We start from the raw sequence: 20,855 nt of genomic DNA on the forward strand, positions 1-20,855 counted from the left end.
ACCCCCACCCCCGCCCCGCCCCCGCAGTTGATCACGGACCTGTGTGCGCGACACGCCGCCCCGGGGCGTCCGGGAGTCCGTGATCAATTCGGCGGTGCGGTGCGGTGCGGTGCGGTGCGGTGCGGCGGGGACTGCTCGCCGGAGGACCACGGAGACATACCCGGGTATATCCTTCCGGCATGCCGAAGGTGATGGTGAGCCTGCCCGAGCAGCTGCTGCTCGACCTCGATCGCGAGGCCGCCCGCCGGGGCAGCAGCCGCAGTGCGCTCCTGGCCACCGCGGCCCGCCGGGAGCTCGAGCAGCAGGACCCCGCTGAGCTCGACGCGCTGCTCGACCGCGCTCGGGCGGCCATGCGGTCTGCGGGCGCGTTCGAGTCCGGCGACGTGGTGCGCGCCGAGCGCGACCGGTGACCCTGCTCGTCGACACGTCCGTCGTGCTCAAGTGGTTCCACGACGAGGGCGAGTCCGAGGTCGAGGCCGCTCGCGCGCTGCTCGCCGACCACAGGGCCGGACGGCGGCAGGTGCTGCTGCTCGACCTCGTGGCCTACGAGCTGGGCAACGTGCTGCTCCGCCCGCTCCGGCGTCCGGCAACGGTCGTCGCTGACCAGCTCGACCTCCTGCACCGCCTGTGCGGGCCGTTCGCCCACCCGGCTCCGTCGTGGCACACAGCGGCGGCGGCACTGGGGGAGCAGCACCGGTTGACCTTCTACGACGCGAGCTGGGCCGGCGCGGCCCAGGCTCTCGACGTCCCGCTGGTGAGCGCCGACCGGGCCTTGCTGGCGGCCGGACTGGCGATCTCGGCCACCGAGGCTGCCGCTGGCTGACCCCGGCTCCGGTTGGTCGGCCCAGGTGCCGCGCAGCACCGTCGTCCCCCCGGCGGCCGTGCCGCGACGCTAGCGACGCACGTCGGCGGGCCCGCGACCGACCGGGAAGCCGGCGTCCCGCCAGGCGGCGAACCCGCCGGCCAGGTCGGTGGCCCGGTGCAGCCCGACCGCGCGCAGGCTGGCCGCGGCGAGGGAGGAGCTGTAGCCCTGGTGGCACACGACGACCACCTCGAGGTCCCAGCCGGTGGCCTCCGGGATGCGGTGGCTGCCGGTGGGGTCCAGTCGCCACTCGAGCACCGTGCGGTCGATGACCAGCGCACCGGGCAGCTCGCCCTGCTCGGCCCGCTGGGTCTCGGTGCGGGTGTCGACCACCAGCGCCCCGCGCGCCATCGCCGCCGCGGTCGCCGCGGGATCCAACCGGACCACACCTGACCGGGCCCGGGCGAGGACGTCGTCGACCCCGCTCACCGGGGCAGCAGCGCCCAGACGCTCTTCGCGCGGCCGCTCGCCTGCCAGCCGTGCGCGGTCGCCAGCTCGGCGATGAGGTGCAAGCCGAGGCCGCCCTGGCTGGGGTCGCGGTCGACGGCCGGGGTGGGCGGTGTGCCGCCGGCGTCGTCGCAGACCTCGACCAGCCAGGCGTCCCGGTGCGGGGCCAGCCGGGCGACGACCCCGCCACCGCCGTGGCGCAGCGCGTTCGAGGCCATCTCGTCGAAGGCCAGCACCACCTGGTCGTCGAGCTCGTCGGCGTGGGGCGAGCGCCCGGCTCCGCCTGCCTCGGCGAGGTGGCGGCGGAGCTGGGCGCGCACGCGCGGCAGCTGGGAGACGTGGTCGAGGGACCAGGTGAGTCCCTGCTCGGCGGCGGGCGGGGGTGCCGACGGCCACACGGGGCTCGCCGGTTCGCGGTTCACGCGGGCACTCCTGGTCGTCGTCCTGGTCGTCGTGCTGGTCGTCGTCCGGGTCGCCGGGGACGGGTACGGGCGCGCCCGGACCCCGGACAGTCGACCACGGGAACGAGGTTGCGGCACGCGGAAGGTCCCGTTGTCACCGGCCCCCTCACCGGTCGCCGGCCAACGCGGCGACCCGCTCGACCGTCGTCCAGTTGCGGCCCGTGCCGGGCGACCCCAGCAGGCGGTCCCACCGCCAGCCCCCGACCGGGGTGTCGAGCACCCCGTCGGGGAGCCAGAGGTGCAGGTCGCGACCGACCAGGGCCCAGGCCCCGTCGTCCGGGCCCGGCTCCGGGACGGCGGCCACCGCGGTGGGGTCGGGCACCGCGGGGAGGAAGGTGACCAGGTAGCGCTTCGGGTCGAGCTCGACGCCCGGCGGCAGAGCCACCGGGCCGGCGGCGACGACGGCGGCCAGCTCGGCGGCGGAGCGGACGACGACGTCGACCTCGTGCCCGAACCGCTCGCGGACGCAGGCGTGCACGTCGGCGGCCAGCGCGGCGTCGTCCAGGTCGGTGTCGAGCAGCACGTTGCCGCTCTGCAGGTGGGTGGCCACCCCGCGGTGCCCGCGCTCGGTGAGCGCCTCGCGCAGCGGGCCCATGGCGATGCGCTTGGCTCGGCCCACGTTGATGCCGCGCAGCAGGACGACGGAACGGGCCACGTCCGGCACCGTAGCGCTCCGGAAGGGGTTTCTGGGAGGGTGAGCGGCATGCGGTGGTGGGCGGTCGAGGGTGCCGCTCCGCACGTCGGCACGGCAGCTCCGGGGATGCCCCGGGGACGGCACGCAGCCTCCACCACCACGCCTCCGGCGTGTCGGCGCGCTCCGCGCACGCCCACGCAGGGACGACGAGACGGGTCGACGCCCACCACCGCATCCCCGTGTTCCACGTGAAGCAGCCGCCCGAGCAGCGCACCGCCCGCGCGCTGGCCACCGCCTTCCTGGCCGACGGGCCGTGGACGGTCGAGGGCCTCACCGCCCGGGGCCGCCGCGCGCTCGACCCCGCGCCCGACTGGCTGCCCGCCCTGGTCGCCGCCGCGCTCGCCGCCTGGCGCGAGCCGCCCCGTGACTCCCCGGGCGAGTTCGCCCGCTACCTGCGTGCCGCCCGGGACGCGCTGCCCGTCGAGGCGCCGGGGTACGACGACGAGGAGGACGTGCCCCCCGCCGTCCCCGAGCCCCGGGTGCGTGCGTGGCTGCCGACCGCGACCCGCATGGGGCGCACCCGCTGGCCGGTGCACCCGCTGCACGACCTGGCCGACGTCGCCGAGCTGCTGAGCACCGACCTGGACCACCTGCGCTGGTACGCCGACCCCCTCGACCGCCAGCGCACCGAGCCCTCGGGCCACCTCCAGCTGTACCGCCGGCACTGGCTGACCCGGCCCGGCCGGGTGCCCCGCCTGGTCGAGGTGCCCACCCCGCGGCTGCGCCGGGTGCAGCGGGTGCTGCTGGACGCGGTGCTCGCCCCCGTGCCTCCGCACCCGGCGGCGCACGGCTTCGTGGCCGGCCGCTCGGCGCTGACCGGCGCCCGGCAGCACGTGGGCGCCGACCAGGTCCTCACGATGGACCTGGCCGCGTTCTTCGCGACGGTCCGCTCCGGCCGGGTCTTCGCCACGCTGCGCAGCGCCGGCTACCCCGAGCCCGTCGCCGCGCTGCTCACCGGCCTGTGCACCACCCGGGCCACCCGTGACGACCTGGCCACCATGCCGGCCGGCGGCACCCCCGCGGCCCGCGACCACCTGCGCGCCGCGCTCGCGCTCCCGCACCTGCCGCAGGGGGCGCCCACCTCGCCGCAGCTGGCCAACCTCGCCGCCCACCGGCTCGACCGGCGGCTGGCCGGGCTGGCCGGGGCGGCCGGGGCGGTCTACACCCGCTACGCCGACGACCTCACGTTCTCCGGGCGCCGGGGCACCGCGGGGCTGCGCGACCGGGTCGCGGCCGTCGTCGCCGAGGAGGGCTTCGCGGTGCAGCGCAGCAAGACCCGCATCCGCGGCCGGGGTGCCCGGCAGACCGTGACCGGCATCGTCGTGAACGACCGGACGTCGCTGCCCCGGGCCGAGCTCGACGCGCTGCGGGCCCGGCTGACCAACGCCGCCCGACGCGGTCCCTCGGCCGGGGACCTGGCCGCGTTCGACGGTGACCCGCACGCCCTGCGCCGGCACCTGGCCGGCCGGGTCGCGTGGGTCACCCAGGTGCACCCGGCCCGCGGGCAGCGGCTGGCCGAGCTGCTGGCCGCCGTCGACTGGGCGCCCCCGGTGCCGCCGCCGGGCGAGCCGCTCGTCGAGGCCGCGCGCGACGAGCCCACCGACCGGTAGGGCGTACAGCCGGAGGTCCTACGCTGCCGGCGATGGCGACGACCGGGCTGCTCGAGGCGCACGACCTCTCCGTCGGCTACGCCGGCGAAACCGTGTGCGCCCCCGTGACGGTGAGCGTCCAGGCGGGCACCGCGCTGGGGGTCATCGGACCCAACGGGGCGGGCAAGTCGACGGTGCTGCAGACCCTCGTCGGGCTGCTGCCGGCGATCGGCGGCACGGTGCGGTTCGACGGCCGCGACGTCGACGAGCGCGAGGCCGCCTTCCGCCGGGACGTCGTCACCGTGCTCGACGACGACGCCTTCTTCCCTTCGCTCACCGGCGCCGAGCACCTGCTGCTCACCGCCCGCGGGCACGGGGTCGCCGACGCCGACGACGTGGTGGCCGAGGAGGTCGAGGAGTTCGGGCTCGTCGAGCGTGCGCACGCGCTGCCCTCGGCCCTGTCCTCGGGACAGCGGCGCCGGCTGGCCCTGGCCGCGGCGTTCGTCCGCCCGGCGCGGTTGATGGTGCTCGACGAGCCCGAGCGACGGCTGGACGCGCAGATGCGCCGCCGGCTGGCCGCGCGCATCGCCGCCGACGTGGCCGACGGGCTGACCGTGGTGTTCGCCAGCCACGACGCCGAGTTCCTGTCCACCGTCGCCCGCCGCGTGCTGGTGGTCGACGACGACGAGTGCACGGTCGTGTCGCCCCGGGCCGCCGTCGCGGCGCTGCACGAGGGATGAACGCGGACCCGACCCGCGAGCTCACCGGTGCCGGCGTCCGCCGGGCCACCCGACACGCCACGGCGGCCCGCGCCGACACCAGCTGGGTGACCCTGGGCGGTGACCTGCTCAGCGCGCTCACCACGGCCGGGGTGGTGGTGGCGGTGTTCGGCGGCGCCTTCTCCGCGCTGCGCGAACGCATCGCCGCCCGGCCCGCGGCCCCGGCCACCCACCTGCCCGGCGAGCTGACCGCGCTGGTCGCCGCGCTGCTGGTCACCGCCGCCGTGGTGGCGCTGCTCTCGCGGCTGGGCCCGGTGAGCGCCACCCCGGCCACCGCGGCGTGGTGGCTGCCGCTGCCGGCCGACCGGCGCGGCCTGCTGCGCGGGGAGCTGGTGCGCACCTGCGGGGTCGCCGCGGTCGCCGCCGTGGTGGTGGCCCTCCCCGTCGTGCTCGCCGCACCGGCCGCCCCCACCGTGCCCGAGGTGGCGGTCGGCGTGCTGGCGGCGGTGCTGCTGGCCCTGGTCGCCGTCGGGGTGCTGGTGGTGCTGCAGACCCGCGAGCTCACCGGCTGGGTGGCGCCCGCAGCCGGGGCCGTGGCGACCGTGGCCGTCATCGTCCCGGCGGTGGCCGGCACCCTGGGCAGCTGGGCCTGGGTGCCGGCCGGCCCCGACGTCCCCCTCCCCGTGCTGGCCGGCGTGCCGGTCCTGCTCGCCGCGGCCGCGCTGCTGGCCGCCGACCGGGTGACCGGCCGGCTGCGGGCCGGGGCCCTGCGCGACCGGGGGGCTGCGGTGTTCGTGGCCTCGGCGTCGGCCTTGTCGCTCGACACCCGGGAGCTGGGCCGCGCCCTGGGCACGCCGGTGCACCCGCCCCGGCGCCCGCGCCGCTGGGCCTGGGTGCGCCAGCCCTGGCAGGCGGTCGTGGCCGGTGACCTCGCGGTGCTGGCCCGCTCGCCGTGGCGCTGGGGCCAGCTGGCCATCGGCGCCGCGTTGCCGGTGCTGGCCGCCCGCACCGACGGCCTGGGCGGGGTGCCGGCCCTGGTGGCGATCGCCGTCGTCGTCGGCTGGTCCACCGCCGCGGTCGCCCTGGGCGAGCCGTCGCGCAGCGCGCACGCCGCGCCCGCCGCCGACCGGGCGCTGCCGCTGGGCGCCCGGGACGTCGTCCGGGCCCGCGCGCTGCTGCCGCTGGCCGTGCTCGTGGTGGTCTGCGCGGTGTCGGCCGGCGTCGCCGGGCTGGGCTGGCAGTGGGCCGCGCTGGGCGCGGCCACCGCGCCGGCGTGGGCCGGCGCCGTCGTGCGCGGGGGCTACCGGCCCGAGCTGGACTGGTCGGGGCCGGTGCTGTCCTCGCCGATGGGGGCGGTGCCCACCAGCGTGACGGTGACGCTGGTGCGGGGGGTGGACCTCGGTGTCCTCGGCACCGTGCCGCTGGTCATCGGGCTGCTGCTGGGCGAGGTGCCCGACCTGCTGCTGGCGGTCGCCCTGGGCTGGTCGCTGCTGCTCGCGCTGGTCGCGGTCGAGACCGCGCAGAAGAAGCCCTGAGGGTCACCCCCCGACGAAGAGCGGGGCCCAGGTGCCGGCCAGCACGCTGGCGGTCACCGCCGCCGCCGCGACCAGCACCGCGCCGGCCACGAACAGGTGGTCGCGCGGGTGCAGCACCGAGCCGCGGGCGTTGGTGCGCGGGATGCCGGAGTCGAAGCCCCGGGCGTCCATGGCGGTCGCCAGGCGTCCGGCCCGGCGGACCGCACCGACCAGCAGCGTGAAGGCGACCCCGGCCAGCAGCCGGGCGCGGGCCACCGGGTTGCGGCCGGCCTCCACGCCCCGGGTGCGCCGGGCCAGCCGCACGGTCTCGAACTCGGTGACCAGCAGCGGCGCCAGGCGCAGGGCGGCCAGCGAGCCGACGGCGAACCGGGGCGGGAAGCGCCAGTGCACGGTGAGGGCGTCGGCCAGCCGCACCGGGTCGGTCGAGGCCACCAGCAGCACACCGGGCAGGGCCAGCCCGACGACCCGCAGCGCGATGCCCAGCGCGCCGACCGCCCCGGCGTCGCCCAGCACCACGTTGACCACGGCCAGCGTGCCGGCGCCCAGCAGCAGCGGCCAGGTGCGCAGCAGCAGCGTGCGGGGGTGGGTCAACCCGGCGGCCGGCAGCAGGCACAGCTCGGTGGTCACCACGACGGCCGGTGTCACGACGTCGAGGGTGGCCAGCAGCACCAGGCTGACCGCCACCGACGCGAGGATCTGGGCGCACGGGTTGATCCGCGAGAGCGGGACGTCGGGGGCCGGGCCGAGGGCGAGCGAGGCCGTCACAGCGCCACCTCGCCGTCGGCCAGCACGGCGACCAGGTCGCGGTCGTGGGTCACCGTGCACACCGCGCACCCGGCGGCCCGCTGCTCGGCCAGCAGGGTGACCAGCTCCCGCCAGGTGGCGGCGTCCTGCCCGAAGGTGGGCTCGTCGAGCACCAGCACGTGCGGGGCGGTGGCCAGGGCGGTGGCCACGGACAGCCGGCGTTGCTGCCCGCCCGACAGCGTGTAGGGGTTGACCTCGGCGAACGGGGCGAGACCGAGCCGCTCGAGCAGCTCCTGCGCCCGGGCCCGCGCGGTGGCCGACCCCGACCCGCTGCGCAACGGGCCCAGCTCGAGCTCGTCGCGCAGCCGGCCGGTCAGGAACTGGTGCTCGGGCTGCTGGAAGACGGTGCCGATGCGGGTCACCAGGTCCCCGGCCCGCCAGCGGTGCGGACGACGCTCGCCGCGCACGGCCAACGCCGCCGACGCCAGCACCGCCCCCGTGGTGGGTGCCCGCAGACCGGCCAGCAGCAACGCCAGGGTGGACTTGCCCGTGCCGTTCGGGCCGGTGACCGCGGTGACCCGCCCGGCGGGGAGGCCGACGTCGACCGGTGCCAGGGCGGGCGTCGTCGTCCCCCGGTAGGTGAACCCGGCACGCTCGGCGACCAGCACCCCACCGTCCGCACCGGTCCCCGTCACGGCGGGGGGAGGGGGCAGCGACAGGCCGGCGGCGCGGGGGGCCGGCGCCCAGTCGGCCGCGTGCTCGACCAGCCCGCCGGCGTGCACCTCGACCACCCGGTCCACCAGCGGCAGCCAGGGGGCGGCGTCGTGGTCGACCACCAGCAGCGTCGTCGCCCGGTCGGCGACGGCCCGCCCGACCGCCTCCCGGACGACGACGGCGCCGTCCGGGTCGAGCTGGGCGGTCGGCTCGTCGAGCAGCAGGAGGCCCGGACGGCGGGCCAGCGCCCCGGCGAGCACCAGCCGCTGCTTCTCCCCGCCCGACAGCGCCTGGGTGGCCCGGTCCCGGTCGTGGCGCCAGCCGACCGCGGCCAGCGCGGCGTCGACCCGCGGCCAGATCTCGGCCGGCGGGAGCCCGGCGTTCTCCAGCCCGAACGCGACGTCGTCCCCGGCGCGGGTCATGACCAGCTGCGCGTCGGGGTCCTGCATGAGCAACCCGAACCGGTCGCGGGCCGCGCGCGGGGGTGCGCCGTCCACCGTGAGCTCGCCGGTGACCTCGGCGGCCTCGGGGTCCAGCAGCCCGGCGAGCGCGGCGAACAACGTGGACTTCCCGGCACCCGACGCCCCGGTGACCAGCACGCGCTCACCGGGCTCGACCCGCAGGTCGACGTCGGTCAGCGCCCAGGCCAGCCGGGAGGCGTGCCGCACCGCCAGCCCGCGGGCCAGGACCCGGGCCGGCCGGCCGCCGTGCGCCGGGCCGTGCTCAGACGCGGCTGCGCCCGGCGGCGAAGGCGCTCAGCGCACCGGTGCGGGCCAGGGCTCGCACCAGCAGCAGCCCGAGGACCCCGGCGATCAGCACGCTGCTGACCACGGTGAGCAGGGTGTAGGGCACCTTGACCGACCAGAACCCCACCTCGGGGTAGTAGATCGTCATGTCCAGCACCGAGGTGGACAGGCCCGCGGTGACCCCGGCCAGCACGGCGGTGGCCCAGCCGAAGGTGCGGTAGCGGGTGAGCGCGAAGCCCAGCTCGGCGCCCAGGCCCTGCACCAGCCCGTAGACCACGATGATCCCGCCGTAGGGCGAGGCCAGCAGGCTCACGGCGGCGGCCAGGGTGGAGGCGAACGTGGCCGCCCCCGGCTTGCGGACCAGCAACCCGGCGACCACGCCCGGGAGCAGGTAGACGCCGTTCATGATGCCGCTCACCGGGGGCACCAGGGCCACCGCGGAGTTCAGCAGGTTCCAGACGATGAAGACGACGCCGAAGGCCACGCCGAGGACGGCGGTGGTGACGATGTCGACGGTGCGCCAACGGGTGGTGCTCACGGTGCGGTCCTGCACGGACACGGTGCTGCTCCAGACTCCCTACGCCGGCATGACCCGGTTCAGGTTCGAGGGTCTGCGGTTGCCCGCACTCTCAGCGCCGAGGCGCTCCCCTGTCGTGTGTTCGGTTGTGCGGCCGATCGTACGCACGACCGCGTGCTGCCGTGCTCGGGCCCGCAGGACGACAGGACGGGCCCGGTCAGCGCAGCGGGTCGTGGTGCCGGACCCCGAGGTCGGACCACCGGGCGAAGTCGCCGTCGCGGCTGCACACGGTGAGCCCGTGCTCCATGGCCAGGGCCGCGAGGTGCGCGTCGGTCACGAGGCGAACAGACGAGTCGGCGCCCAGGAGCTGGTCGAGCAGGTCGAGGTGTCGCGGTCCGGCCTCGGGGATCCACACGTTGGGCCTGGACAGCCAGGACCGCACGGCCGCCAGCGCGGGACCGACCGGCATGGGGCGCGTCCAGATGCGCGCCTGACCGACGACGCGGACGAAACCGGTGAGCGACACCCACGGGAGTGCGACCCGTCCCGCGCCGACCAACTGGCCCTGCCACCACGCACGGGCCGCGTCGTGACGCGGTGCCTGGCTCATGGTCGCCTCCACGAGCAGGTTCACGTCGACCAGGTTCACGACGGCGGAAGGGCGCGACGGTCGTCCTCGTCGTCCAGGATGTCGGACCAGGTGCTCGGGTCGGGCACTGCCGGTGGGCCGGAGTCCCAGGTCGGCGCCTGGTAGTCGTCCCCACCTGGAGGGGCGGCATCGATCGCCCCGAGTCCGGCCCGCAGCAGGTCGTTGACCTCCTGACGGAGCTTCGTGCCCCGACGGGACAGTCGCTGCGCCAGGGCAGCCGCGACGTCGTCGTCCAGGGTCAACGTGGTACGCACATCATGATGCTAGGTCTGCACGATCAACGCATCAAGATGCACGACCGGGGCTGCCTGGTAGAGATCTCGTAAGACGTACTCACCGGTAGTGGAGGAGCAGGCAATGGCGCAGGCGCAGCGGACGGCGATCGTGACGGGTGCGGCCCGGGGCATCGGGGCGGCGATCGCCACCCGGCTGGCCGCCGACGGCATGTCGGTAGCGGTGCTCGACCTCGACGAGGGCGCCTGTGGCGGCACCGTCGAGAAGATCAAGGCCGCCGGTGGTGACGCGATCGCGGTGGGCGCGAACGTGGCCGACGAGGCCAGCGTGACCGCCGCCGTCGACCGGGTCGCCGAGGAGCTGGGCGGCCCCACCGTGCTGGTGAACAACGCCGGCATCACCCGGGACAACCTGCTGTTCAAGATGAGCGTCGACGACTGGGACGCGGTCCTGGGCGTGCACCTGCGCGGCGCCTTCCTCATGAGCAAGGCCGCCCAGAAGCACATGGTCAGCGCCGAGTGGGGCCGCATCGTCAACCTGTCCAGCGTCTCGGCGCTGGGCAACCGCGGCCAGGTCAACTACTCGGCGGCCAAGGCCGGCATGCAGGGCTTCACCAAGACCCTGGCCATCGAGCTGGGCCGCTACAACGTCACCGCGAACGCGATCGCCCCCGGTTTCATCGAGACCGAGATGACCGCGGCCACCGCCGAGCGGGTGGGCGTGCCCTTCGAGGACTTCAAGAAGATGGCCGCCAAGGAGATCCCGGTCGCCCGGGTCGGCCAGCCCGAGGACATCGCGCACACCGTGTCGTTCCTGACCAGCGAGGGCGCGGGCTTCGTCTCGGGCCAGGTCATCTACGTCGCCGGCGGCCCGCGCGCCTGACCTCCTCGTCCGCAGGTGGGACCCGCTCCCACCTGCGGATGGTTGGGCGCCGTCCCCCCGCGGGTACCGGCGTCGCAGAGAATTCGGGCTGGAGACCACGGCCGGGACGTCACCGCCAGGCCAGCAGGGCCGGCGGAACCCGACCGGGGAGCTGCCCATGCCGTTCGACTGCACCGCCGAGTCCCAGCACTTCGGGTGCTCCCTGGGCCTGGTCCTGCGCCAGTACGCCCAGGAGCTCGACTGGGCCCGCGACGGCGTGGTGGAGCTGGGCACCGGGGACGCCTCTGCGGTGGCCGGCGTGGTCGCCGGCATGCCGGGCCTGCGGGTGCGGTCGTGGGACGTCGACGGCGAGTCGGTGGTCGCCGCCCGCGGCACCATCGCCGAGCACGGGGTGGCCGACCGCTACACCGTCGAGCACGGCGACTTCTTCGCCGGCAGCGCTGGCAGCCCGGCCCGCACCGTGGTCACCAACCCGCCCTACCTGCCCGCGCCCGACGGCGACCTCGAGCTGCCCGGGCTCTGGGGCGGGGAGGACGGCAACGCGTTGCTGGTGCGGCTGCTCGACGGCCCGTGGGAGCACGTGGTGGCCGCCGTCGCCAGCTACGCCGACCCGGTGGGCACCCTCGCGGCCGCCGCCGACGCCGGGTACCGGGTGACCAGCTTCCTGGCGATGCCGCTGGAGCTCGGTCACTACAGCCGCGAGCCCAAGGTGCTGCACCGCATCCGCGAGCTGGTGGACGCCGGCCGGGGCTGGGCCGACGAGGACTCCTACATGGTGGCCGTGGCGCTGTTCACCCGGTCGCCGCTGCTGCCCGGTGACCGCTCGGCCGAGCTGGCCGGCGCCCTGCAGCTACCGGTCGTCCCGGCCCTCGCCGCCGCCTGAGGGGGACGCCGGCCGGCGGACCATCGTCCAGACCGGCAGCTCGTGGTCGACGGCGGTGCGGGTGGCGTGGGTGACCGCGAAGCCGTGCCGCTGCGCCCAGGTGAGGGCCAGCCGGGTGTGGACGGTCAGGGCGGCCGGCGTCCCCTCGGCGTCGCACCGGTCCAGCACCGGCCGGCACACCGCAGCGGCCAGGCCGGCGTGCCGGCGGTCGGCCAGGGTGCCCAGGGCGACCAGCCGCCAGTGCGGCTCCGGGGGCAGGCCGAGCGCGCCGAGCCGTTCGCTGGCCAGCACCACCGGCTGCCGGCTGCCCAGCATCCGGGGCAGGTCGCGGTCGAGCACGGCCTGCAGGTCGTCGGCCACCGGCGGCGGGGACGGCGGCGTCCACACGGCCACGCAGGCGCCGTCGTCCGTCGTCCAGACCGAGTCGGTGTCCAGCCCCTGCAGCACGGCGAGCTCGCACCAGCGGTGCAGCCGCTGGGCTCGGCCGTCCTCGGGGAGGGCCCAGCCGGACCAGCGGTAGTCGGCCCAGGCGCGGGCCAGCGTGGCCGAGACCCGCGGGACGTCGGGGCGCTGCGCCGGGCGGACGTCGGTCACGGCCGCAGGACCAGGATCGAGCTGGTGGCGGTGGCCAGCAGCCGGTCGTCGGCGTCGGTCAGGCGGGCCTCGGCCAGCGCGGTGCGCCCGCCGAGGTGGGTGACCGTGCCGGTGCAGCGGGCCAGGCCGGTGCGGGTGGTCATGGCGCGCAGGAACTTCACGGTGAGGTCGAGGCTCGTGTAGCCGACGCCGGCCGGGAGCATCGAGTGCACGGCGCAGCCGGTGGCGGAGTCGAGGATGGTCGCGTAGACGCCGCCGTGCACCGAACCGATCGGGTTGTAGTGGAACTCGGCCGGTTCGAGCGTGAACACGACCTTGCCCGGCTCGACGGACTCCAGGCCCATGCCCAGGGTCGACGCGATCGGGGCCGCGGGCAACCGGCCCTCGGCGATGCCGCGCAGCACGTCGATGCCGGCGCTGGTGCGCACCTCGGCGGCGGACTCCATCGGGTCGCCCCAGGTGTAGCTGCGCGCACGGGTCGGCTCTCCGGTCATGCCGGCGAAGCTAGCCCAGCGCACGCCGGAGGCCGGGGCCCGCCCCGTGACGGGCCCCGGCCGGCGTGGCTGGTCAGCAGGTCAGCGGTGCGACCCGACCAGCTCGACGAGCCAGCTCGTGGCCGAGCCGTGGGCGGAGCCGCCCTCGGCGTCGGCCTGCGAGCCGGTCAGGTTGCCCGAGTTCGCACCGGTGGCGGAGTGGTTGCTGCCGCCGGTGCCGGAGGCGTCCCCACCCTGCGGGGACCCGCCGGTCGGGTCGTTGCTGTGCTCGACGCTGCCGCCCTGCCCACCGGTGGCGTCCTGGTGGACGCTGCCGGAGGAGCCGTCCGCGGTGGCGGTGCCGTCGCCGGCGTCGGAGCTCCACCCACCGTGGCCCCAGCTGTGCACGGTGCCCGAACCGGTGCCCTGGTCGGCGTCGCTGCGGGCGTCGGCGTCGTTGCCGCCGCTGCTGCCGTTGTTCGTGGCGTCCCCCGCGGTGCCCCCGGTGGCGTCGCCGCTGTTCCTGGCGTCGCCACCGGTGGCCGAGGCGTCGCCGCCCCGACCGGAGGCGTCGTCCTCGGAGGTGGCGGTCGCGCTGCCGGAGTCGACGTCGCTGCCGGCGTCCGCCGTGGCGTCGCCCCCGGTCACGGTGCTGGAGGTGTCACCACCGGACGTCCAGCTGCCGGTGAACCAGTCGTGGGCACCGCCGCCGCCGAGCGCCTCCCAGCTGTCCCACCCGCGGGGGTGCGAGCTGGCGGTGCCGGTGGCGTCCCCACCCTGGGCGTCGGCGGACGACCCGGTGGCGTTGCCGCTGTTCGCGCCGGTGGCCGAGGAGTTGTGGCCCCCCGTGCCCGAGGCGTCCCCGCCGTGCGGCGAGCCACCCGTCGGGTTGTTGGAGTGCTCGACGCTGCCGCCGTCCCCGCCGGTGGCGTCCTGGTGGAGGTCGCCGGAGGAGGCGTCGGAGCTCGCGTCGGAGTCGCCGAACACCGCGATGGAGAACGAGTAGGAGCGGTTGCCCCCGGTGCTGCCGTTGTTGGTCGCGCTGCCGGCGTCCCCGGCCGTGGCCGCACCGGTGTTGGTGGCGTCGCCGCCGGTGGCCGAGGCGTCCCCGCCGGTGCCCGAGGCGTCGTTGCCGGAGGTGGCCGTGGCCTGCCCGGAGTCGACGTCGTTGCCGGAGTTCGCCGTCCCGTCGCCACCGGTGGCGACCGAACCGGTCCCGTCGGCGGCGTGCTGCCCGTAGCCGGCGGCGGACTGCGCGGAGCCGGTGGCGTCACCGCCGGAGGCGTGCGCACCCGACCCGGTGGCGTTGCCGGAGTTCGACCCGGTGGCGGAGTGGTTGGCCCCGCCGCTGCCCGAGGCGTCCCCGCCCTGCGGCGAGCCACCCGCCGGGTTGTTGGAGTGCTCGACGCTGCCGCCGTCCCCGCCGGTGGCGTGCTGGTGGACGTCGCCGGAGGAGGCGTCGGACGAGGCGTTCGAGTCGCCGAACAGCGAGAGGGCGTAGGCGTGGGACTCGTTGCCGCCGGTGCTCCCGTTGTTGGTGGCCGACCCGCCCTCCCCGGCGGTGGCGTCGCCGCGGTTGGTGGCGTCGCCGCCGGTGGCCGAGGCGTCGCCGCCCTGACCCGAGGCGTCGTCGTCGGAGGTGGCGGTGGCCGCGCCGGAGGTGACGTCGTTGCCGGAGGTCGCGGTGCCGTCGCCGCCGGTGGCGGTGCTGTCGACGCCGTCACCGTCCGAGCCGCCGCCGTGACCCTGGGCGGACTCGCCCCGGGACGACGCGCCGCCGTCGGCCGAGCCGCCGTGGGCGCCGGCGGTCGACCCGGTGACGTTGCCGGTGCCGGCCCCGGTCACCGAGTCGTTCGCACCGCCGGTGCCGGAGGCGTCGCCGCCGGCCGGGGAGCCGCCGGTCGGGTTGTTCGACCCCGTGACCGAGCCACCCTGGCCGCCGCTGGCGCCCTGGTGGACGTCACCGGAGGAACCGGCGGCGGTCGCGGTGGAGTCCCCGCCGCCCTGCTGGCCACCGGTGCTGCTGACGGTTGCGGGCTGCTCCTGCTGCGGGGCCTCGGCGGTGGCCTGGTTGCCCCCGGTCGACCCGTTGTTCGTCGCGGTGCCGCCGTCGCCGGCGGTGGCCGCACCGCTGTTCGTGGCGTCGCCTCCCTGGGCGGAGGCGTCGCCGCCGGTGCCCGGGGCGTCGTCGTGCGAGGTGGCCGTGGCGTCCCCGGAGTCGACGTCGTTGCCGGAGTTCGCGGTGGCCTCGCCGCCGGTGACCACCGAGGTGACCGTGTCGGTGACGGGGGAGAGCGGGTGGGTGTCGTCGTCGGCGCTGGCGACTGCCTGGCCGAGCAGGAACATCCCGCCGGTCATGGTCGCGACGGTCAACCCGTTGCGGATGTGTCGGTTCACGATCTGTCCTTCCGTCCGCGCTGCTGCGCGGTGTCCGTGAGGTCGCAACCGGCCGTCGGTGGCCGGGTGCGTTCGTGCGGACGGATCACGACCGGGTCGGGTCCTGGTGGACACCGGAGCCTGGCCGCGCGGGAGGTCAGTCGGGGGAGAACGAGGGCTCGACGACGGTGCCGTCGACGAGCAGGGCCACCGGCGCGGTGGCCGGGGAGCCGGCCGTGGCCGGGAGCTGGAGGCCGGCCGCCGAGGTGGCGTCGGCGACGAGGGAGGGCCCGGGGCTGCCGATGCCCGCCGCGGACCCGCCCTGGCCGGCCGGCGCGCCGGGCACGGCCGGCAGCGGGACGCCGAACGGGGCGGCCGGAGCGGCCGGTGCGTCGGTGTCCGTCGCGCCCACGTCGGTGCCCGTGGGTGCGCCGACCTGCTCGGTTGCCCGCGGTCCAGCGGCCTGCGAGGTGGCGGTCTGCGGGGTGGTGACCTGCGGGGTGGGCGTGGCGGCCGGGGCGGTGGGTGCGACGGCCCGGGTGGTCGACTCGGCCGGGACGGGCCGGGGGGTGGCGGGAAGCGCGACGTCGTCGACCACGGGGCGGACGGCGTCGACGACCGGGGCGACGACACGGTCGACCGTGGGGGTGACGACGTCCTCGACGACCGGGACGACGACGCCGGTCACCACCGGCTCCACGACGCCGGTCACCACCGGCTCCACGAGGTCGGTCACGACGGGCTGCACGACGTCGGTCACGACCGGTACGACCACGTCGTCGACGACGGGAGCGGCGACCGCGGCGACCGGTGCGACCGCGCCCTCGACCACCGGGGCCACGGCCTCGGCCACCGGGGCCACGGCCTCGGCCACCGGGGCCACGGCCTCGGCCACCGGGGCCACGACCTCGGCCACCGGGGCCACGACCTCGGCCACCGGTGCGGCGGCCTCGGCCACCGGTGCGGCGGCCTCGGCCACGGGGGCCACGGCCTCGGCCACCGGTGCGGCGGCGTGCTCGACGGCGTGGGTCACCGGCTCGACCAGCGGCTCGGCTGCGTCAGCCACCGGTGCCGTCACCGGCTCGACCGCATCGACCACGGGTGCCACGACGTCGTCCACCGCTGGCGCACCCACCGCATCGCCGACGGGATCGAGCAGGTCCCCGGCGGTGTCGCCGACGCCCGCGACGACCTGGCCGAGGACGCCCGACTGGCCGTCGTCGGCGGAGGCTGCGCCTGCCCCGAGGACGAGCGCGGCACTGGCGCCGAGGCCCAGACCGAGAGTGGTGAGGACACGGCGGGTCCACGACCAGCGGCGCTCAGCCGGCTGATCGCTCTCGCACCCCCGTGTGATCGCCATCGCAGCCGACGGTAGGCGCGGGGGAGGGGGTCTCCGCCACTCGGAACTGCACATTACTCACCGGTAACGTCCAGTTCTGCTCGACGCGCCGTCGGCATGAACCGCCGTGGGTGATCGACACGAACACCTGGCCTTCTCGACACCCGCCGCATTGAAATGTTAGATGTCAGTCGTGACGACGCCTCGGGTGCTGCTGCGCGACCAGGCCCTGGCGGTGCTGCGCGAGGCCATCGTCAGTGGCGACCTGCCACCCGGCGCCGTGGTCAAGGACGCCGCGCTCGCCGGTCGCCTGGGTCTGTCGGTGGCTCCCGTGCGCAGTGCGCTGGCCCGGTTGGCCGACGAGGGCCTGGTCGAGTCCAAGCCGCAGAGCCACACCCGGGTGACGCCGCTGGTGCCCGCGGTGGTGCGGGACGCGGCCGTCGTCGTCCGGGCGATGCACGAGCTCGCCGTCCGCACGGCCGTGCCGCAGGTGACCGACGCCGACGTCGCGGCGATGCGCGCCGCGAACACCCGGTTCGCCGCCGCGGTGGCGGCCGGTGACGTCGACACCGCGCTGGCCTGCGACGACGAGCTGCACGACGTGCTGGTCGACCGGGCCGGGAACGGGGCGGTGCGGGCCACCGTCGACCGGTTCGCGCCGCTGGTCCGCCGGCTCGAGCGGCTGCGGTTCGCCGCCGCGCACGCCGCGGACTCCGTCGCCCTGCACGACCAGCTGATCACCGCCTGCTCGTCCGGGGACGTCGAGGCCGCCGTCGCCACCACCACCGAGATCTGGACGGCGCTGCTGTCCGAGCTGACCGAGGAGAACCCATGACCACCGCCCCGACCGCGCTCGCCGACTTCCCCCGCACGAACCTGCTCTTCGGACCCTCGCCCGTGCACCGGCTCGACCGCCTCACCGACCACCTCGGCGGCGCCGCGGTCTGGGCCAAGCGCGAGGACTGCAACTCCGGCATCGCCTACGGCGGCAACAAGACCCGCAAGCTGGAGTACCTCGTCGCCGACGCGCTCGCCCAGGGCTGCGACACGCTCGTCTCGATCGGTGGCGTGCAGAGCAACCACACCCGCCAGGTCGCCGCGGTCGCCGCCCACCTCGGCCTGAAGTGCGTGCTGGTGCAGGAGAGCTGGGTCGAGTGGCCCGACGCGGTCTACGACAAGGTCGGCAACATCCTCATCAGCCGGCTGGCCGGCGCCGACGTCCGGCTGGTCAAGGCCGGGTTCGGCATCGGGTTCAAGGAGTCGTGGGAGTCCGCGCTCGCCGAGATCGAGGCGCGCGGCGGCAAGCCCTACGCCATCCCCGCCGGGGCGTCGGACCACCCGCTCGGCGGCCACGGCTTCGCCGGCTGGGCCTACGAGGTCGCCGAGCAGGAGGAGGCGCTCGGCGTCTTCTTCGACACCGTCGTGGTGTGCTCCGTGACCGGCTCGACCCAGGCCGGCATGGTGGCCGGGTTCGCCAAGCTCGAGGAGGACGGCGGGCGGCCCCGGCGCGTGCTCGGCGTCGACGCCTCGGCCAAGCCCGCCGAGACCCGCGACCAGGTGCTGCGCATCGCCCAGCGCACGGCGGCGGCCATCGGGCTGCAGCGCGAGCTGACGCTGGAGGACGTGGAGCTCGACGAGCGCTTCCACGCCGGCACCTACGGCATCCCCGACGACACCACCCTGCGCGCGATGGAGACCGCCGCCCGCACCGAGGGCATGGTCACCGACCCCGTCTACGAGGGGAAGTCGATGGCCGCGACCATCGAGCTGGTGCGCTCGGGCGAGATCGCCCGCGACGCGACGGTGCTGTACGCCCACCTCGGCGGCCAGCCCGCCCTGAACGGGTACAGCGCGCTCTTCAGCTGACGCCGCCCGCGCGCTTGTTCTGCGCGTCTGGGCATGGTGGCTGCGCGGTCTGGTCGAGGACTGCGCAGCCACCACGCCGAGACCGTGTCCACAGGCGGGTGCGTCGTCCACAGATGCGCCGGATCGCCCCCGCGGCCGGCCCGGCGGCGGCACGGTCTCGGCATGACCACCGATCTGCGCCGGCTCCTGGGCCCCGGCGGTGTGCGGCCCTCCGCCGACGTCGTCCGCGACGCCCACCCGAGCAGCGTGAGCAGGTGGGTGGCGACGGGGCGACTGCTCCGTCCGTTGCCCGGGGTGCTGGCGCTGCCCGACGCCGTCGGGACGTGGACCGGCCGGGCGCGTGCGGCCGAGCAGTGGAGCGGCGGGCACCTCAGCGGCCGGTCGGCGCTCGCGCTGTGGGACGTCGTCGCCTCCCCCGGTGCACTGGTGCACGTCGCCGTCGGCCGCCGCCGCAACGTCGCGCCGGTGCCCGAGTGGCTGCGGCCGCACCGGGTCGAGGTCACCGAGTGGGGCGAGCGGGACGGGTTGCGGGTGACGATGCCGGCCCGGTCGGTGGTGGAGGCCTGGGGTCATGCGCACGTCCGGGGAGCCGGGCCGCGTGACGTCGAGCTCGCGCGCGCCGCGGTCATCGGTGCGGTGCGACGGCGGATGGTCACGATGCGCCAGCTGCGCAGCGAACTCCTCCGTCGTCCGAGGCTGCCGGGTCGGGCCGACCTCTGCGTGCTGCTGGACCTCGTGGAGGGCGGGTGCCAGAGCGAGTTCGAGATCTGGGGGTTGCAGCACCTGCTCGACATCCCGGGCCTGCCGCCGGTCGAGCAGCAGATCGCGGTGGAGACCAGGATCGGCACCGTGCACCTGGACGGCGGCTGGCGGCGGGTGCTGGTCGGGGGCAGGTGGCGCGAGGTGCGGTTGGGCGTCGAGCTCGACGGTGCCGCCTTCCACGGCGCCCCCGACAGACGGGAGGCCGACATCCGGCGGGACGCAGCAGCGGCCGCCGAGGGGTGGTTGATCATGCGCATCGGGCACCGTCGCGGCCACGCGGAGCCCGACGTCTGTCGCGCCGACGTCGCTGCGGCCTTCCATGCCCGCCTCGATCACGGCGGGTGGCGGGCGGCCTGACCGGAACCGGGCATGGTGGCTTCGCACTCCCCACCCCGGCTGCGCAGCCAGCACGCCACGACGGTGGCGGATCCACGTGGAACATGGGGGCACGCCGACGGCCCGACCGTCGCGAGGACGGCCGGGCCGGGGCGTGGTGACCTACCGGGTGGACCGGCGAGCCGCCGACAGCAGGCCGAGGCCCGACACCAGGGCGAGCAGCCCGGCCAGCAGGGCGGTGCCGAGCTCGGTGCCGGTGTAGGCCAGCGAACCGTCCCCGACCGAGGCGCCGGTGGGCACGGGAGCGCCCTGCAGGGTCACCGGGGTGATGCCCTGCGGGTGGTCGCGATCCGGGGTCCCCGGCGTCCCGGGCGTCTCCGGCGTCCCGGGGGTCTCCGGCTCGACCGGGTCACCCGGGGTGGCCGGCGGGGTGGTCGTCCCGCAGTCGACCGCGGCCGAGCCCAGCAGACCGACGCCGTTGCCGCAGACGGTCACCGGGACGTCGACGTCCAGGCCACCACCGGTGTCCGGGGTGGTGCCGGCGCCGGCCGGCTGGGTGCAGGTGCCGGCCGCGTCGCCGAGGACGCCGACGCCGTTGCCGCAGGCGGTGACGGGCACGTCGACGTCGATGCCGCCCCCGCTCCCGCCGGTGCCGCTGCCGCCGGTCCCACCGGTGGTGGAGCCGGTGCCGGTGCCGCCGACGGCCCCGACCCCGTTGCCGCCGACGAGGACCGGCACGTCGACGTCGAGGCCGCCGCCGTCCGCGTCGTCGGCCGGGGCCGGCTGGGAGCAGGTGCCGGCCGCGTCGCCGAGGACGCCGACGCCGTTGCCGCAGACGGTCACGGGGACGTCGACGTCGATGCCGCCGTCGGACGGTGCCCCGGTGGACCCGCCCGCGGAGCCGGGGGCGCTGCCCTGGGTCGTGGCGTCACCCAGGACGCCGACCGCGTTCCCGGTGACCGTCACCGGGACGGCCAGGTCGACACCGCCGACGTCAGCGGTGGGGACGCCGTCCGGCACGTCGGCGGGAGCCGGAGCCGGGGCCGGGACGGCGGCAGGGGCGGCCGTCGTCCCGGCGTCCCCGAGCACGCCGACCGCGTTGCCGCCGACGGTGATGGGGACCGAGAGGGTGATCGCGCCCGCGTCGACCGTCAGGTCCGCGGCGGGTGCGGGGGCGGCGCTCGCCCCCGCGTCGCCGAGCAGGGCGATCGCGTTGTCGCTGACGGTGACCGGGACGGTCACGTCGATGCCGTCGTCGGCGGAGGCGATGCCGCTGCCGACGGCCAGCAGGCCACCGGTGAGCAGCGCCGTCTGCAGGCCGCGCTTCAACCACACGTTTATGGAGGGTTCCTCCTCGAGGAGTACCGAATGAGGGGAGCCGGCCACGTGGGCCGGGTCGAGCCGGGCCTCGGCGCGGTGCCGAGGGCGGGCTG

Annotated in this window: 23 protein-coding genes and 1 riboswitch; of the genes, 10 read left to right on the top strand and 13 right to left on the bottom strand. The window is 76.5% G+C overall.

The window, feature by feature from the left end; genetic code table 11:
* Nucleotides 1-179: 179 nt before the first annotated feature.
* Together TEK04_RS17535 and TEK04_RS17540 are read left to right on the top strand one after the other, a co-directional pair.
* Nucleotides 180-410 (top strand): CopG family ribbon-helix-helix protein, encoded by a 231-nt coding sequence (locus tag TEK04_RS17535; protein WP_336405645.1) that lies wholly within the window; start codon nt 180-182, stop codon nt 408-410.
* A complete protein-coding gene (locus tag TEK04_RS17540; RefSeq protein ID WP_336405646.1) occupies nt 407-823 on the top strand; it encodes a type II toxin-antitoxin system VapC family toxin in 417 nt (138 codons plus the stop codon). Before TEK04_RS17535 ends, TEK04_RS17540 begins: the two co-directional genes overlap by 4 nt.
* Nucleotides 824-892: 69 nt before the next feature.
* Here the strand turns inward: TEK04_RS17540 and TEK04_RS17545 are convergent, their stop codons facing one another.
* The 3 genes from TEK04_RS17545 to TEK04_RS17555 form a co-directional block, all read right to left on the bottom strand.
* Nucleotides 893-1,291 carry a rhodanese-like domain-containing protein gene (locus TEK04_RS17545; protein WP_336405647.1) on the bottom strand — a complete coding sequence of 133 codons (399 nt, stop codon included), beginning with the start codon at nt 1,289-1,291 and terminating at the stop codon, nt 893-895.
* Nucleotides 1,288-1,731, bottom strand: coding sequence for an ATP-binding protein (locus tag TEK04_RS17550; RefSeq protein ID WP_336405648.1), 444 nt, complete (start codon nt 1,729-1,731; stop codon nt 1,288-1,290). The genes TEK04_RS17545 and TEK04_RS17550 overlap by 4 nt, the downstream gene beginning before the upstream one ends.
* Before the next feature lie 145 nt (nt 1,732-1,876).
* Nucleotides 1,877-2,425 (bottom strand): DUF1697 domain-containing protein, encoded by a 549-nt coding sequence (locus TEK04_RS17555; RefSeq protein ID WP_336405649.1) that lies wholly within the window; start codon nt 2,423-2,425, stop codon nt 1,877-1,879.
* A 227-nt stretch (nt 2,426-2,652) separates the two neighbouring features.
* Between TEK04_RS17555 and TEK04_RS17560 the strand changes: the two genes are divergently transcribed.
* The 3 genes from TEK04_RS17560 to TEK04_RS17570 are packed head-to-tail and all read left to right on the top strand — an operon-like array spanning nt 2,653 to nt 6,307.
* On the top strand, nt 2,653-4,074 hold the full coding sequence (locus tag TEK04_RS17560; RefSeq protein WP_336405650.1) for a reverse transcriptase family protein: 1,422 nt from the start codon (nt 2,653-2,655) through the stop codon (nt 4,072-4,074).
* A gap of 32 nt (nt 4,075-4,106) precedes the next feature.
* Nucleotides 4,107-4,793, top strand: a complete 687-nt coding sequence (locus TEK04_RS17565) for an ABC transporter ATP-binding protein (RefSeq protein WP_336405651.1) — start codon at nt 4,107-4,109, stop codon at nt 4,791-4,793.
* On the top strand, nt 4,790-6,307 hold the full coding sequence (locus tag TEK04_RS17570) for a DUF6297 family protein (protein WP_336405652.1): 1,518 nt from the start codon (nt 4,790-4,792) through the stop codon (nt 6,305-6,307). The genes TEK04_RS17565 and TEK04_RS17570 overlap by 4 nt, the downstream gene beginning before the upstream one ends.
* A 3-nt stretch (nt 6,308-6,310) precedes the next feature.
* Here TEK04_RS17570 and TEK04_RS17575 read toward each other — a convergent pair whose 3' ends face one another.
* From TEK04_RS17575 to TEK04_RS17595, 5 genes are all read right to left on the bottom strand, one after another.
* Nucleotides 6,311-7,072, bottom strand: a complete 762-nt coding sequence (locus TEK04_RS17575; protein ID WP_336405653.1) for an energy-coupling factor transporter transmembrane component T family protein — start codon at nt 7,070-7,072, stop codon at nt 6,311-6,313.
* Nucleotides 7,069-8,433: an ABC transporter ATP-binding protein gene (locus TEK04_RS17580; protein ID WP_336405654.1), complete on the bottom strand. Its 1,365-nt coding sequence runs from the start codon at nt 8,431-8,433 to the stop codon at nt 7,069-7,071. Before TEK04_RS17580 ends, TEK04_RS17575 begins: the two co-directional genes overlap by 4 nt.
* Nucleotides 8,434-8,488: 55 nt before the next feature.
* A complete protein-coding gene (locus tag TEK04_RS17585; protein ID WP_336405655.1) occupies nt 8,489-9,049 on the bottom strand; it encodes an ECF transporter S component in 561 nt (186 codons plus the stop codon).
* 19 nt (nt 9,050-9,068) lie between these two features.
* A riboswitch (TPP riboswitch) is annotated at nt 9,069-9,171 on the bottom strand.
* A 74-nt stretch (nt 9,172-9,245) separates the two neighbouring features.
* A complete protein-coding gene (locus tag TEK04_RS17590) occupies nt 9,246-9,662 on the bottom strand; it encodes a TA system VapC family ribonuclease toxin (RefSeq protein ID WP_336405656.1) in 417 nt (138 codons plus the stop codon).
* An 11-nt stretch (nt 9,663-9,673) separates the two neighbouring features.
* Nucleotides 9,674-9,931 carry a hypothetical protein gene (locus TEK04_RS17595; RefSeq protein ID WP_336405657.1) on the bottom strand — a complete coding sequence of 86 codons (258 nt, stop codon included), beginning with the start codon at nt 9,929-9,931 and terminating at the stop codon, nt 9,674-9,676.
* A 103-nt stretch (nt 9,932-10,034) separates the two neighbouring features.
* On the opposite strand from TEK04_RS17595, the gene fabG reads away from it, so the two are divergent.
* The gene (fabG, locus tag TEK04_RS17600; protein ID WP_336405658.1) at nt 10,035-10,793 is read left to right on the top strand and encodes a 3-oxoacyl-ACP reductase FabG; all 759 of its coding nucleotides are present in this window, start codon (nt 10,035-10,037) and stop codon (nt 10,791-10,793) included.
* 157 nt (nt 10,794-10,950) lie between these two features.
* Nucleotides 10,951-11,676, top strand: coding sequence for a class I SAM-dependent methyltransferase (locus tag TEK04_RS17605; RefSeq protein WP_336405659.1), 726 nt, complete (start codon nt 10,951-10,953; stop codon nt 11,674-11,676).
* On the opposite strand, the gene TEK04_RS17610 is transcribed toward TEK04_RS17605, so the two are convergent.
* From TEK04_RS17610 to TEK04_RS17625, 4 genes are all read right to left on the bottom strand, one after another.
* A complete protein-coding gene (locus TEK04_RS17610) occupies nt 11,644-12,270 on the bottom strand; it encodes an N-acetyltransferase (protein WP_336405660.1) in 627 nt (208 codons plus the stop codon). The two genes, TEK04_RS17605 and TEK04_RS17610, sit on opposite strands and share 33 nt — an antisense overlap.
* Nucleotides 12,267-12,764 carry a PaaI family thioesterase gene (locus tag TEK04_RS17615; protein ID WP_336405661.1) on the bottom strand — a complete coding sequence of 166 codons (498 nt, stop codon included), beginning with the start codon at nt 12,762-12,764 and terminating at the stop codon, nt 12,267-12,269. The genes TEK04_RS17610 and TEK04_RS17615 overlap by 4 nt, the downstream gene beginning before the upstream one ends.
* An 81-nt stretch (nt 12,765-12,845) precedes the next feature.
* Nucleotides 12,846-15,140, bottom strand: coding sequence for a beta strand repeat-containing protein (locus TEK04_RS17620; protein ID WP_336405662.1), 2,295 nt, complete (start codon nt 15,138-15,140; stop codon nt 12,846-12,848).
* Nucleotides 15,141-15,276: 136 nt separating this feature from the next.
* Nucleotides 15,277-16,479 carry a hypothetical protein gene (locus TEK04_RS17625; protein ID WP_336405663.1) on the bottom strand — a complete coding sequence of 401 codons (1,203 nt, stop codon included), beginning with the start codon at nt 16,477-16,479 and terminating at the stop codon, nt 15,277-15,279.
* Nucleotides 16,480-16,642: 163 nt separating this feature from the next.
* Between TEK04_RS17625 and TEK04_RS17630 the strand changes: the two genes are divergently transcribed.
* From TEK04_RS17630 to TEK04_RS17640, 3 genes are all read left to right on the top strand, one after another.
* Nucleotides 16,643-17,293: a GntR family transcriptional regulator gene (locus TEK04_RS17630; protein WP_336405664.1), complete on the top strand. Its 651-nt coding sequence runs from the start codon at nt 16,643-16,645 to the stop codon at nt 17,291-17,293.
* Nucleotides 17,290-18,324, top strand: a complete 1,035-nt coding sequence (locus TEK04_RS17635) for a 1-aminocyclopropane-1-carboxylate deaminase (protein ID WP_336405665.1) — start codon at nt 17,290-17,292, stop codon at nt 18,322-18,324. The genes TEK04_RS17630 and TEK04_RS17635 overlap by 4 nt, the downstream gene beginning before the upstream one ends.
* 162 nt (nt 18,325-18,486) lie before the next feature.
* A complete protein-coding gene (locus tag TEK04_RS17640) occupies nt 18,487-19,443 on the top strand; it encodes a hypothetical protein (RefSeq protein ID WP_336405666.1) in 957 nt (318 codons plus the stop codon).
* A gap of 141 nt (nt 19,444-19,584) precedes the next feature.
* Here TEK04_RS17640 and TEK04_RS17645 read toward each other — a convergent pair whose 3' ends face one another.
* Complete coding sequence (locus TEK04_RS17645) at nt 19,585-20,757, bottom strand: hypothetical protein (RefSeq protein WP_336405667.1); 1,173 nt, start codon at nt 20,755-20,757, stop codon at nt 19,585-19,587.
* Between the last annotated feature and the right edge of the window lie 98 nt (nt 20,758-20,855).

The sequence above is a fragment of the Klenkia sesuvii genome (genome assembly GCF_037083825.1).
Taxonomy (GTDB): Bacteria; Actinomycetota; Actinomycetes; order Mycobacteriales; family Geodermatophilaceae; genus Klenkia; species Klenkia sesuvii.